12 protein-coding genes are annotated in these 12597 nt (G+C 63.6%); 1 reads left to right on the top strand and 11 read right to left on the bottom strand.

Annotated features, from left to right (window positions below; genetic code table 11):
* Nucleotides 1-216: 216 nt before the first annotated feature.
* Together KBX07_RS10495 and KBX07_RS10490 are read right to left on the bottom strand one after the other, a co-directional pair.
* Nucleotides 217-711: a hypothetical protein gene (locus tag KBX07_RS10495; RefSeq protein WP_256024068.1), complete on the bottom strand. Its 495-nt coding sequence runs from the start codon at nucleotides 709-711 to the stop codon at nucleotides 217-219.
* A 1-nt stretch (nucleotide 712) separates the two neighbouring features.
* Nucleotides 713-1123: an HAD-IA family hydrolase gene (locus tag KBX07_RS10490; RefSeq protein ID WP_255994577.1), complete on the bottom strand. Its 411-nt coding sequence runs from the start codon at nucleotides 1121-1123 to the stop codon at nucleotides 713-715.
* 130 nt (nucleotides 1124-1253) lie between these two features.
* On the opposite strand from KBX07_RS10490, the gene KBX07_RS10485 reads away from it, so the two are divergent.
* Entirely contained in the window at nucleotides 1254-1628 is a 375-nt protein-coding gene (locus KBX07_RS10485; protein ID WP_040423399.1) for a hypothetical protein, read from the top strand.
* Nucleotides 1629-1631: 3 nt separating this feature from the next.
* On the opposite strand, the gene secA is transcribed toward KBX07_RS10485, so the two are convergent.
* From secA to KBX07_RS10440, 9 genes are all read right to left on the bottom strand, one after another.
* Nucleotides 1632-4202 (bottom strand): preprotein translocase subunit SecA, encoded by a 2571-nt coding sequence (gene secA, locus KBX07_RS10480; protein ID WP_005286080.1) that lies wholly within the window; start codon nucleotides 4200-4202, stop codon nucleotides 1632-1634.
* A 164-nt stretch (nucleotides 4203-4366) separates the two neighbouring features.
* Nucleotides 4367-5041, bottom strand: a complete 675-nt coding sequence (gene hpf, locus KBX07_RS10475; RefSeq protein WP_256019484.1) for a ribosome hibernation-promoting factor, HPF/YfiA family — start codon at nucleotides 5039-5041, stop codon at nucleotides 4367-4369.
* A 135-nt stretch (nucleotides 5042-5176) separates the two neighbouring features.
* A complete protein-coding gene (locus KBX07_RS10470) occupies nucleotides 5177-5800 on the bottom strand; it encodes a ComF family protein (RefSeq protein ID WP_256024067.1) in 624 nt (207 codons plus the stop codon).
* Between the two features lie 21 nt (nucleotides 5801-5821).
* Nucleotides 5822-7612, bottom strand: a complete 1791-nt coding sequence (locus tag KBX07_RS10465) for an LpqB family beta-propeller domain-containing protein (RefSeq protein ID WP_256024066.1) — start codon at nucleotides 7610-7612, stop codon at nucleotides 5822-5824.
* An 8-nt stretch (nucleotides 7613-7620) separates the two neighbouring features.
* On the bottom strand, nucleotides 7621-9243 hold the full coding sequence (gene mtrB, locus KBX07_RS10460) for an MtrAB system histidine kinase MtrB (RefSeq protein ID WP_370687289.1): 1623 nt from the start codon (nucleotides 9241-9243) through the stop codon (nucleotides 7621-7623).
* 63 nt (nucleotides 9244-9306) lie between these two features.
* On the bottom strand, nucleotides 9307-9981 hold the full coding sequence (gene mtrA / locus KBX07_RS10455; protein ID WP_005286095.1) for an MtrAB system response regulator MtrA: 675 nt from the start codon (nucleotides 9979-9981) through the stop codon (nucleotides 9307-9309).
* 9 nt (nucleotides 9982-9990) lie between these two features.
* Nucleotides 9991-10617: a dTMP kinase gene (locus tag KBX07_RS10450; RefSeq protein ID WP_256024065.1), complete on the bottom strand. Its 627-nt coding sequence runs from the start codon at nucleotides 10615-10617 to the stop codon at nucleotides 9991-9993.
* Complete coding sequence (gene ahcY, locus KBX07_RS10445; RefSeq protein WP_256024064.1) at nucleotides 10617-12065, bottom strand: adenosylhomocysteinase; 1449 nt, start codon at nucleotides 12063-12065, stop codon at nucleotides 10617-10619. The genes KBX07_RS10450 and ahcY overlap by 1 nt, the downstream gene beginning before the upstream one ends.
* Nucleotides 12066-12161: 96 nt before the next feature.
* Nucleotides 12162-12524, bottom strand: coding sequence for a DUF4259 domain-containing protein (locus KBX07_RS10440; protein ID WP_040423400.1), 363 nt, complete (start codon nucleotides 12522-12524; stop codon nucleotides 12162-12164).
* Nucleotides 12525-12597 lie beyond the last annotated feature (73 nt).

Below are 12597 nucleotides of genomic sequence, written 5' to 3'. Positions count from 1 at the left end.
GAACGCCCAAAAAGTCGCTAGACATCACGTCCAAAAACCCCCTGGACTCCGTGTCCAAAAAGACCCCAGACATCACACGAACGAACTAGCTGTCTGGAACTAGCTAACCGGGAAATGGGGGTGGCCAGCCTAGGCCGGCGGGGCAGCAGGGCGCTAGGTCAGCCCAGAACAGCGGCGCCGGCCCAGGGCGGGGCCGGCCCAGCGGGCCGGGGGCGGCTAGAGCAGCTCGATGAGGAAGGGCAGCTCGGTGGGGTCGTAAAAGGCCAGGTAGTTGTCCTGGGCGTCACCGACGGCGAGTTCGGCGTCTTGGTCGCCGAGGTCGGCTTCGTCGATAAGCTCTGTGGCGCGACGTGTGGCGTCCTCGGCTTCGGCGATGTCGATGTGGATGGCGGCGAGGTCCTCAAGCGCGACGGGACCGGCAAGCTTGACCGTGGACTCCCCCATCTCCGGCTCCAGGCTCGCGTCAACGTCGGCGGAGATGACCACGCGGCGGTGCGGGAAGTCCTCCTCATCGCCGATGGCGAGCAGGCGCAGGGAGGCGAGAGCGGCGTCGTCGAATGCGACGAGTTCGATCTCTTCCTCGTCACCGGAGGTGAAGAACTCGGTCAAGGCCGGTGTCGCAGCGAACGCCCAGCCGTTGCGGGCGTGGATCAACCCATCGTTGTCGAGCTGTTTGAGCATGCCGAACGTGGCGGGGATGTACACGCGCACGCTAGAACTCGCCCTCGATGTCGAACAGGGACTGGATCTCCACGACGGTGCGGTCGAAGGCAGTGTGGAGGATGCCGATCAAACCGGCTTCGACGGCGCCGCGGACGTTGAGGATGTTGTCGTCAATCAGCGCGCATTCGTTCAGCGGCACGTCCATCGCGTCGGCAGCAGCCTGGAATGCAGCGGCCTCGGGCTTTTCCGCGCCGATCTCACCGGACAGGACCACCGCGTCGACGTGGCCGCGGAACTCCCACTCGCGGATGTGGTCCGCGTCAGGCCCGCCCGGATCGTTGGAGAGGATCGAGGTGGCAATGTCGTGCTCGCGCAGCGCGGCCAGCAGCTCACGCCAGCGGCGGGTGTCTTCCTCATCGACGTCCAGAACACCGCAGTAGTCCACGATCAAACCCTGCATCATCCACGTCCTTTCATTGCTCACTGCAGTGCGCATCACCGCGCCCCGCAGGACTGCTTTTACCGGCACAATGATACATAGCCCACGTCGCGTCCGCTGCCGCCATTGTCCCGCCCCTATGGAGGCACGCATGTACCATCCTGTCCCCGGTCACACCCACTTGAAGGTCCTTGTTCCGGAGCCTGCGGTCGGCCCGGAGCCGGAATCTCCGTTGCCGAGCGGTTCGCGGTTGTCGCCGCTTGTGCGCATTGCTCTCGACGCCGCGTTCGGTGTCCGAGAGCTGCGCGTTCTGCAACAACGCGCGTATAGCTTCGGTGTGCGCAAACACGTTGCGGCGCGGCGTCGCGCGTTGCAGTCACCCTCGACTGTGCGCGTGCTGTCGTGCCATGGCCGCGACACGCCCCACGGCACCGAGCTCTACGGCAGCATTGTGTCTGACGGGAGGACGTATGGCTGGGTCGCGCTTATCGACGAGAGCCGCCTGATCACCTTCCGCATCCTGTGAGGTTTAGACCTGGACGGTGCCAGGGCCCTCTGCACCGTTGCCGTCAACGCCGTCCTGCTGACGCTCGAACTGCTTGCGCAGCATGAACAGCTGTCGGACGGTTTCTTCCTTCACGCCGTCGTTCATGGCGTTGAACATGTCGCCGCCCTCCTTCTGGTACTCCACCAGGGGGTCGCGCTGCGCCATGGCGCGCAGGCCGATGCCTTCCTTGAGGTAGTCCATCTCGTAGAGGTGCTCGCGCCACTTGGTGTCGATGATCGGGAGGATGACCATGCGCTCAACGTTGCGCATCTGCTCTTCGCCACCGATCTCGGCGACGTTGTCCTCCAGCTGGTCGTACTGAGCGTTGGCATCGTCGATGACGGCCTGGCGCAGCTGGGAGGCGGAAAGCTCGCCTGGGGAGCCGTACTCGGAGCCGTCGATAAGCTCGTCGGGCGTCATGGACGGGCCGTAGAGGGAATCGAGCGCGGTCCACAGCTGGTCCAGATCCCAGTCCTCGACGTAGCCGTCCATCGTGGCGCCGTCGACGTAAGCGCCGACAGTGTCGTCGATCATGCGGCGGATCTGGTCCTTGATGTCCTTGGAGTCAAGGATCTCGCGGCGCTCACGGTAGACCACCTTGCGCTGCTCATTGAGGACCTCGTCGTACTTCAGGACGTTCTTACGGGTCTCGAAGTTCTGGTTCTCCACCTGGGACTGCGCACCCTTGATGGAGCGGGACACCATGCCGGCCTCGATCGGGACATCGTCGGGAACGTTGAGGCGGTTCATCATGTTCTCCATGGACGCACCGACAAAGCGAACCATCAGCTCATCGCGCATGGAGAGGTAGAAGCGGGTCTCACCCGGGTCACCCTGACGGCCAGAACGGCCGCGCAGCTGGTTGTCGATGCGGCGGGACTCGTGCCGCTCGGTGCCGATGACGTACAGGCCGCCGGCGTCGCGCACCTCGTCGCCAAGCTTCTCGCTCTTCTCTTTCGCCTGCGGCAAACCGGCATCCCATGCTTCCTGGTATGCCTCTTCGTCCTCGAAGGGGTCCAGGCCCTGCTCCTGCAGGCGGGCGTCGAGCAGGACTTCCGGGTTGCCGCCGAGCACGATATCGGTACCGCGGCCGGCCATGTTGGTGGACACGGTCACGTTGCCGGGCAGGCCGGCCTCGGCGATGATGCGGCCCTCTTCCTCGTGGTACTTCGCGTTGAGCACGTTGTGCTTGACACCCTTGCGGGTGAGCAGCTGCGACAGGTACTCAGAGCGCTCGACGGAGGTGGTACCCACCAACACCGGCTGGCCTTTGTTCACGTGCTCCGCGATGTCCTCGGCCACAGCGGCGAACTTCGCTTCCTGAGTCTTGTAGATCAGGTCGTCGTGGTCCTTGCGGATGTTCGGCTTGTTCGGCGGGATCGCCACCACACCCAGCTTGTAAATCTGGCTGAGCTCGGCGGCCTCCGTCTCCGCGGTACCGGTCATGCCGGCAAGCTTGTTGTACAAACGGAAGTAGTTCTGCAGGGTGACGGTGGCCAGGGTCTGGTTCTCGTTCTTGATCTCCACGCCCTCTTTGGCCTCGATCGCCTGGTGCATGCCCTCGTTGTAACGGCGACCCGGCAGGATGCGGCCGGTGAACGCGTCGACGATGAGGACCTCACCCTGGCGGACGATGTAGTCCTTGTCGCGGGTAAACAGCTCCTTCGCCTTGATGGCGTTGTTCAGGTAGCTGACCAGGCTGGAGTTTTCCGGCGCGTAGAGGTTATCGATGCCGAGCTGGTCTTCGACGTACTCCACACCGACCTCGGAAACACCGACGGTGCGCTTGCGCTGGTCCACGTCGTAGTGGATGCCGGCCTTCATGCGCGGCGCCAGCTGAGCGAAGACGGTGTAGAACTGGCTCGTCGAATCAGTCGGACCAGAGATGATCAGCGGAGTACGGGCCTCATCGATAAGGATCGAGTCGACCTCATCCACGATGGCGAAGTTGTGGCCGCGCTGCACCATGTCCTCCACCGACTTGGTCATATTGTCGCGCAGGTAGTCGAAACCGAACTCGTTGTTGGTGCCGTAGGTGATGTCGCAAGCATAGGCCTCCTTGCGCTCCGGCGGGCGCAGGTCCGAAAGGATCACTCCGACGGTCAGGCCGAGGAAGCGGTGCACACGGCCCATCATCTCGGCGTCACGCTTAGCCAGGTAGTCGTTCACCGTGACGATGTGCACGCCCTCGCCGCCCAGTCCGTTGAGGTAGGCCGGCAGCACCGAGGTCAGAGTCTTACCTTCACCAGTCTTCATCTCGGCGACGGAACCGAAGTGCAGGGCGGCACCACCCATGATCTGCACCTTGTAGTGCTTCTGCCCCAGCACGCGCCAGGACGCCTCCCGGGCAGTGGCAAAGGCGTCGAGCAGGATCTCATCCATGCTCGTGCCGTCTGCCAGAGCCGCCTTGAACTCGTCGGTTTTGGCCTTGAGCTCTTCATCGGTCAGCGCTGCGTACTCGTCCTCGAGGGCGAGTACCTGGTCAGCAATTTTGTCGTAACGCTTGACCGTGCGGCCTTCACCGGCGCGCAGCAGTTTGGACAGTCCGAACACGTGGTGCTTCCTTTGTGTCTGGGTCAGAATTCAAATTCAAAGGACAATTGTACGCACGCCCCGCCCAAGTCCTACTTTCAGGCAGCTGGGAAGCGTGTCGGAAGTTGCGAAACTGCCTGCCGCGGCGTGGGGCCGGGCAGGCAGCGTCGATAAGCGGCGAAGGCTTAAGCCTCTTCCTCCGGAACGAGCGTGATCAGTCCGTAGTCGTAGGCGTGGCGGCGGTAGACCACCGACGGGCGCTGGTTCTCGTCGTTGATGAACAGGTAAAAGTCGTGGCCGACAAGCTCCATCTCAGACAGAGCCTCATCGACGGACATCGGGGTGGCCGGGTGCTCCTTGGTGCGCACGACCTGGCCCGGCAGATTCTCGTTGATGGACTCCGTGTACTTGTCGGCATAACGGTCGTCCTGCTCCTGGCGTGCCTGCTCGGCCTCCGCGACGAGCTCGGAGGTGACCTCGTAGGTGGACTTCGGTGCACGGTGGCCGCCCATGGAGATCTCGCGGCGGACCTTCACTTTGCGCAGGGAACGCTCCATCTTGCCAATCGCGGACTCCAGCGCAGCGTAGAAGCTGTCCTCTTTCGCCTCCGCGCGGGCGAGGTGGCCCTTGCCGGTCGCGGTGATCTGGATGCGGTTGGCCTGCGCTTCACGGCGCGGGTTCGGCTCGTGCTTCAGCTCGACGTGGAAGAAGTTCAGCGTCGGATCGAGCTTTTCAACCTTGGCCAGTTTTGTGTTCACGCGCTCCTGGAAGTGCTCCGGAACCTCGACATTTCGGCCGGTGATAGTCACCTGGGCGTTCGGGCTCAAGGTTTCTTGGCGGTTCTCATCTGCAGAAGTCATCTGCTGCCTCCTTCGGCTTCGGATCGAACGTTTTAACACAATCGCTATATACCGTTTCACCTAAATTATACCGCCCGCTAATATCTGTCAGCCATTAGTTCATCTTGTTCATCCATTGGTTCACTGCAACTGTCTTTACGCTGCGCACAGCACAAGGCACGCAGTCACAGTCGCGCCTGCAGCCATGAGCTTTTCGACGCTCGACTGCAACGTCGCCCCCGTCGTCACCACATCATCAACCACCACGACCGGCTGCCGCGGCACCCCAGTCAAGACAACGTTTCCTTGCAGATTTCGGCGCCGGCCGGCTTCGTCGAGACCGGCTTGGTCGGCCAGCCGGTCAGGCAACGCCAGCACCGGATGGGTGGGACGTCCGCTCACCGCACAGATCGCGGTGACGGGGTCACCGCCGCGCGCCCGCGCCGACCGAGGGCGTGTCGGGGCAGGCACGAGATGGGTCCCGGCCGGGAGGTCACCGCCGGCTTCCAGATAGTCCAACGCGGCAGCGACGACCGCCCCGACATGGCGGCGCACCGCGACGTTGTTGCGCTCCTTCATCGCCAACACCACGCCCCGGTGCGGGTCCGCATACGGCCCAAGGGCGTACACCGGCACATGCGGGTTCACGTTCGGTGAGTGTCGGAACGGCGGGAAAGCCAACTGGCGCCGGCAGGCCGGGCACAGTAGGTGGCCGTATTCCCCGCAGCCGGCGCAGCGGCGCGGCAGGATCAGCTCACCGAACTCCCCCAGCAACCCCATGCCCGCGCTCCCCGAGAACTCTTAGGGCCTCGGCAGCACCGGCGCCGCGCGCACGCCCTGCTGGCCGGGCACCTCACGCCAGTTCACGTTCTCGCGGATCTGCACTGGCATTTGCATGAGCACCTTGGAGTCCGTGATGTACATCGTGTCGTCAGTCGCACCGAGGGCCACCACCGGACCGCTGATGTTGCCTGACGGCAGTGCCGTGGCCGTGGAGCCATCCATCTCTACCCGATAGACCGGAGTGTTCATGATTGACGTTCCCACCAGCAGGGACCCGTCCGGCTGCCAGTCCACAGCAACGGCTGCCCCACCGAGTTCGGTCGCGGCGTACTTCACCACGTTGACGACGGCGCGGCTGCCGTCGTCACGCCTTTCGACGACACCGACCGCCAGGTGTCCATCAATGATCATCACCACGCGCGCGCCAGTCTGGGATAACCGCAGCACGGAAATCTCCCCGCTTAAAGATTCCGGGAGGCTCATTTCGACGTCGTTGACTGTGACCTCGCCGTTCGTCGATGAGCGGTCCAGGCGCACGACGCGCTGGCCGTCGAGAACAGTCCACGCCGCAGTGTGGTCCGGCTCCAGCGAGGGGCGGGTGAGACTCTCCGCGCGCAGAACCTCCCGCGAACTCGCCTTATTGCTGTTGCCCCGGCCGCTGTCGCCGTTGTTCCCGTCAGAGCCGAGCCTGCCGAAGACCAGGGCTTGCTCCCGCTCGCTGACGTTGACCGCCGCGGCGTAAGCGCCGTCGTCACTGATGTCGATGTGGGAAATGTCGCCGATCTTGTCCAGCTCCGGGATGGACTCGACTTCACTGTCATCGCCGCCCGGATAGCTCACAGCCTTAATGGAACCGTCAGACAGCGTATACAAGCTGGGGCCACCATCGGGCTGCGGGACTGGGTTGAGGTCAGCGAAGTCGTCGGTGGTCAACTCCACGGACTCATCGAGCAACGCGGCACCATCCGCCTTGATGGAGTACGGGCCGCGCACTCCCGCTTCGTTGAGGGTCCACACCACCTGGGCGGCGAACCGGGCACGGGTTTGCTCGTCGGCATCGGCGAGGCCGGTGAACTCGTAAATGCCGTCGTTAAGCCCGGTGAACGCCACGTCCTCCGGGATGGCAGAGCGCACAGCGGGAGCAATGCGCTCCTCAGGGCCGCCGACGAGCATGTTCATCAACAGGGTCTCTACCGACGGGACCCGCGCATAGACCCAGCGGCGGTCCGACACGAGCGACTGCCCGGTGGTGTCGTAGTAGTAGAGGTTGCGCGGTTCATAGTGGCTGCGCAGGTCAGTGCGGTCAATGACCACCTCATTGGGCAGCGCACCAATGCGCCATTCGCCGTCTTGCTGGGACAGCTCCATTGTCGCCTCATACTGGCGGTTATCACCCGGCTGGAACGCGCCACCGGGCAGCAGGTAGCCCACGATGCGGCCGGCGACAGAGTAAGAGCGCTTGTTCTGGTCCGTTGAGGCCCGCGACGTCAAGTCGAAGCTATCGAGAACGAACGTGGTGTCCCGCGGCGCCCACGTCTCCGCCATCGGTGCAGTCATGTACCGACGAGCCGCTTCAAAGTCCCCGGTCGGGTTCGCGGACGCAGCGAAGAACTCGCGCAGGAGCAGGTCCGGCTCCATGCCTTCGCGGGGCTCTTCGACGGGCATCGGAGCGCGCTGGTCGTTGAACGGGTGCAGCACATGCGGCTCAGTGCTTGTCGGCAGCGTGGCGCAGCCGGTCGCAGTGAACAGCAACCCCGCGCCAGCCAGCGCGAGGGCAGCTGTGCGGCGGCGGTGAGTGCTGGGGGTCATGAAGAGCATTATCGCCCCTCTTCCTTGGAGCGCACCATCCGCTGCGCTTTCGCACCGGCAAAACCGGGGTCCACATATGCCCATCCGATCTCACGGGGAGCCACGCCAGGGCCGCCCACAGCATCTGTCGCTTCAGCAGCCCCGGGCTCCTGCGGCACCACCAAGTTCACTGGCGGCTCCGAGTAGGGAACCTCGGGATCGCGCGGCAGCACGAGCCGGAACTGGGAGCCCACGCCGGGGGTGCCGGCGGCGTCGAGAAGCCCGTGGTGCAGCTGGGCGTCCTCGCGCGAAATGGCCAGGCCCAGGCCGGTGCCGCCGGAGTGGCGCTTGCGGGACGAGTCCGCACGCCAGAAGCGGTTGAACACGAGCTCCTCCTGGCCGGGTTTCAGGCCCACGCCGCCGTCGGTGACGGTGATCGCCACGGCATCCTCGTTGGAGGTGAGCTCCAGCACAACCGGGTTGCCCTCGGAGTGGTCGATGGCATTGGCCAGCAGGTTTCGCACAATGCGCTCGATACGGCGGGGATCGCCGATCATCGTGACCGGTGTGTCCGGCATGTCGAACTCCACTGCAACATCGAGCTCTTCGGCGAGGTGGCTGGTCTGTGCCCAGGCGGATTCGATCGGGCTGCGAACGTCGATGCTCGTGGCGGAGAGTTCGGCGACACCAGCGTCATGTCGCGAAATCTCCAGCAAGTCCGCCAACAGAGCCTCAAAGCGGTCGAGCTCCTTGGTCATCAGCTGGGACGCGCGACGGGCGTGGGGCTCGAGTGCTTCTTCGTCGGCGGCGATCATGTCCGCCGCCATGCGCACGGTGGTCAGCGGCGTGCGTAGCTCGTGGGACACGTCGGAGGTGAACTGCCGTTGCAGGTCACCGTATTCCTCGAGCTGGTTAATTTGGCTGGACAGCTTATCGGCCATGTTGTTGAAGGACAGCGCCAAGCGGGCCATTTCGTCCTCACCTTCGACGGCCATGCGCTCCTTGAGGTGACCGCCGGCCAGGCGCTCTGCAATGCGGGAAGCAGAGCGGACCGGGGAAATGAGCTGTTGAGAAGACAGCCACGCAATACCCACCAGGAGCACCACCACCACGATGCCGGCAGAGGTGAGCAGACCGCGCATGAGGGCCAGGGTCTGCCGTTCGCTCTCCATGTCCATGACCAGGTAGAGCTGCAGGTCTGGAATGTCGGAGTTGGTCGGCGTGCCGATGATCATCGCGTTGTACGCTTCACCGTCGTGCTGCGCCGGCGTGAACTGGTACGCCACTTGCCCACGCCCCACGAAATCCACAAGGCGCTGCGGAATGACGAAGTTCTCTGGGGCGCTGATCGCGCCATCCTCGGACGGCACCAAGAGCACCGGCTCGTAGGCGCCTGTCGACGGCTGATCCTGCTGCGACCGCTGCGCCAACGCAGCACGCGCAGTGTTCAGGCGGCCTTGCGTGGACGTCGTCGTGGCGGTGTTCTGGAGCTGCTCTTCGACGGCAACGCGGACGCGTTCAAGGTCAGATTGGGCGTTATCGACCTTCGTGTCGACCAGGCGCTGCGTCACCACAGACGCCAGGGCTAACACGAGCACGCCCATGACAATCGTGGACACGATGAGAACCGTGCCCACGAACCTGACCTGCAGCGAGGTGCGCCACCTGTGGGAGAAGCGGTCCCTCGCCTGACCAAAACGACCCAGAGCGATCCCCTACTTACCGGTCTTGTATCCCACGCCGCGGACGGTGAGGATGATCTCCGGGTTCTCCGGGTCGTGCTCGATCTTTGAGCGCAGCCGCTGCACGTGCACGTTCACCAGACGGGTGTCGGAGGCGTTGCGGTAGCCCCACACGGATTCCAAGAGTTCTTCGCGGGTATGCACCTGCTGCGGTTTGCGCGCTAGTTCCACAAGCAGATCGAATTCGAGCGGGGTGAGAGAAATCTCCTTCCCGTCCCGGGTGACAATGTGCTGCGGCACATCCACCTGCAGATCGCCAATCTCCAGGATCTCGCTGGGTTCCTCAGAGTTCTGGCGCAGGCGCGCACGGATGCGGGCGATGAGCTCGCGCGGTTTGAACGGCTTAGTGATGTAGTCGTCCGCGCCAGATTCCAGGCCGAGCACGACATCGACAGTGTCGGTCTTGGCGGTGAGCATGACGATCGGCACGTTGGATTCCTTGCGGATTTCCTTGCAGATGTCCACGCCGCTCATGCCCGGCAGCATCAGATCCAGCAGGACCAGGTCGGGGTCCTGATCGCGGAATGCGCCGACAGCGGCACCGCCGTCGGTCACCGGAACGGCTTCAAAGCCCTCGGCTTCCAGGACGATGGTGAGCATCTCGGAGATGGCAGGGTCGTCATCAACAACCAGAATCTTCGGTGGCATCGTTACTCCTTAGCGCAGGTGCCCAATCACTTCCATAATAGGCGCTGCATCAGTGGCACGGACCCACTGACTCTCCCAGTTCGTCTCCGCCATTTCCGCATACGCCGCGTACGTCGCGTCCTGCAGGGAGGCATCGCGTTCATAGCGGTCGCGGGTCCGCGAAGCGTCCGCCTGTTCGCGGGATCGTGCCCGCGCCCGCGCAGTGTCCGGCGCGGTGTCCACGAGCACCTGCAGGGCGGGTCGGGGCAGCCCGAGGCGATCGAATTCGAGCTCGGCGATCCACGCGCGGTCGTCGATACGCCCCGTGCGCGCCGACGTGTACGCCGCATTCGAGGCGACGTAGCGGTCGAGCAGGAGCACATCGCTTGGCGACGACGCCCACTGCCGCAGCTCCTCGACCACCCCGTACCGGTCGAGGGCGAACATGACGGCCATGCCGTGGGCGGAGTCGGTGAGGTCGCCCATCTTGCCGTGCAGTGCGTCGGCCGCGAGCTGGGCGTGGAGGGACTCGTTGTAACGCGGGAACGCCATGGTCGCCGCGCTGTCGATCCTGTCGGTGGCCCCGAGTTCGCGGATCAGTTTTTGGACCAGCGTGTTCTTGCCGGCGCCGTCGATGCCCTCGAGTGCGACAATCATTAGTAGCGGTAGTGCTCGGGCTTGAACGGGCCGGCGACGTCGACGCCGATGTACTCCGCCTGTTCCTTGGTCAGCTCAGTGAGGTGGCCGCCCAAGCCTTCGACGTGGATGCGCGCGACCTTCTCGTCGAGGATCTTCGGCAACAGGTAAACCTGGTTTTCGTAGTTGTCGGTGTTGGTGAACAGTTCAATCTGCGCGATGGTCTGGTCCGCGAACGAGTTGGACATGACAAACGACGGGTGGCCGGTCGCGTTGCCCAGGTTGAGCAGGCGACCCTCGGACAGGACGATGATGGAGTTGCCCGACGGCAGCGTGAACAGGTCCACCTGGGGTTTGATGTTCTCGCGGGTGACAGCATCGCGGTGCAGCAGGGATGCCATGTCGATCTCGTTGTCGAAGTGGCCGATGTTGCCCAGGACAGCGTGGTCCTTCATCTTCATCATGTCGTCGAAACCGATGATGCCCAGGTTGCCGGTCGCGGTGATGACGATGTCCGCATCATCAATCGCCTCATCGACCGTGACCACCTTGAAGCCGTCCATGAGCGCCTGGAGCGCGTTGATCGGATCAATCTCCGTGACAGACACGATCGCGCCCTGGCCGTCGAGTGCTTCAGCCACACCCTTGCCCACGTCGCCGTAACCGCAGACAAGGGCCTTTTTGCCGCCGATGAGCATGTCGGTGCCGCGGTTGAGGCCGTCGATGACGGAGTGGCGGGTGCCGTAACGGTTGTCGAACTTCGACTTGGTCACCGCGTCGTTGACGTTCATCGCCGGGAACGGCAGCGTGCCCTCATTGGCGAAGTGGTACAGGCGGTGAACGCCGGTGGTGGTCTCCTCGGTGACTCCCTTGACTTCCTCTGCGGTGCGAGTCCACTTGTTCGGCTCCTCGGCCAGGGTGTCGCGCAGCATGTTGAAGAAGGAGATCTGCTCGTCCGAATCGGTCTCATCAGTAGACGGCACGGCGCCGGCGTTCTCGAACTCAGCGCCCTTGATCACGGCGGAGGTGGCGTCGCCGCCATCGTCAAGAATCATGTTCGGGAAGATGGCCTCCCCGTTGCGTTCGCCCCAGCTGAAGATCTGCTTCATGCACCACCAGTACTCGTCCAGGGTCTCACCCTTCCAGGCAAATACAGGCACGCCCTGCGGGTTCTCCGGGGTGCCGTCCTTGCCCACGACGATCGCCGCGGCAGCCGCATCTTCGGTGGAGAAGATGTTGCAGGAGGCCCAGCGGACTTCCGCGCCCAGGTGCGTCAGCGTCTCAATGAGCACAGCCGTTTGCGTGGTCATGTGGATCGCACCAGCAATGCGCGCGCCTTTGAGCGGCTGCTCCTCCTCGTACTCGCGCCGCAGCTGCATCAACCCCGGCATCTCGTGCTCAGCCAGCTCAATCTGCTTACGGCCTGCCTCGTGCAGGGAAAGATCAGCGACCTTGAAGTCAAGATCCATGGTGGGGGTTCTCCTTATTGTCTGCAGTGTCTCGCGTCTCAGCGTCTCAGCGTCTCAGTGACTCAGCACGAGAATACGGGGTCATTCCCCAGCCCCTTAGGAGAGGGCTTCGATGAACTGGTCCACGTCGTACTCAGTGTCGCTCGCGGCGAGGTCTTCGAGGATGGCAACTGCAGCGTCGACAAGCTTTTCATCGAGCTCCGCGGACGTCGTACGCAAAAACGGGTAGGAATCCGCGATGTCCCCTGCGGAGAACGGCGCGCCCGCCCAAATCGCGGCGACCGTGGCTGCAGCCTGGCCGTTGAGGAGCTCATCCTCAGACGCGTTGTCGCGGTCGACGGCGAGCAGGCAAGCATCACGCACTGCCTCCATTCGCTCGTCGGCATCAAGGGAGGCCAGTTCGTCGAGGAAGTCGACGTTGACATCCTTATTGAAGATCGCGGTATCCCACGTGCTCATGCCTTGCTCCTTACCCTTCACATCTGCTCAAGTTCGCCCCTATACAGCGCTTTTCAGAATCTACTACTAGCGC

The organism is Corynebacterium sp. CCUG 70398 (genome assembly GCF_024454055.1).
GTDB lineage: Bacteria > Actinomycetota > Actinomycetes > Mycobacteriales > Mycobacteriaceae > Corynebacterium > Corynebacterium genitalium.
Note: the sequence above shows the minus strand (reverse complement) of the source record. Positions and strands in the feature narration are given on the sequence as shown.

What these genes read in the sequence shown, in the direction of transcription:
- KBX07_RS10490 (WP_255994577.1), bottom strand. Translation starts at nt 1,123, where the DNA reads ATGCAGGGTTTGATCGTGGACTACTGCGGTGTTCTGGACGTCGATGAG.
- KBX07_RS10485 (WP_040423399.1), top strand. Translation starts at nt 1,254, where the DNA reads ATGTACCATCCTGTCCCCGGTCACACCCACTTGAAGGTCCTTGTTCCG.
- hpf (WP_256019484.1), bottom strand. Translation starts at nt 5,041, where the DNA reads ATGACTTCTGCAGATGAGAACCGCCAAGAAACCTTGAGCCCGAACGCC.
- KBX07_RS10470 (WP_256024067.1), bottom strand. Translation starts at nt 5,800, where the DNA reads ATGGGGTTGCTGGGGGAGTTCGGTGAGCTGATCCTGCCGCGCCGCTGC.
- KBX07_RS10465 (WP_256024066.1), bottom strand. Translation starts at nt 7,612, where the DNA reads ATGACCCCCAGCACTCACCGCCGCCGCACAGCTGCCCTCGCGCTGGCT.
- mtrA (WP_005286095.1), bottom strand. Translation starts at nt 9,981, where the DNA reads ATGCCACCGAAGATTCTGGTTGTTGATGACGACCCTGCCATCTCCGAG.
- KBX07_RS10450 (WP_256024065.1), bottom strand. Translation starts at nt 10,617, where the DNA reads ATGATTGTCGCACTCGAGGGCATCGACGGCGCCGGCAAGAACACGCTG.
- ahcY (WP_256024064.1), bottom strand. Translation starts at nt 12,065, where the DNA reads ATGGATCTTGACTTCAAGGTCGCTGATCTTTCCCTGCACGAGGCAGGC.
- KBX07_RS10440 (WP_040423400.1), bottom strand. Translation starts at nt 12,524, where the DNA reads ATGAGCACGTGGGATACCGCGATCTTCAATAAGGATGTCAACGTCGAC.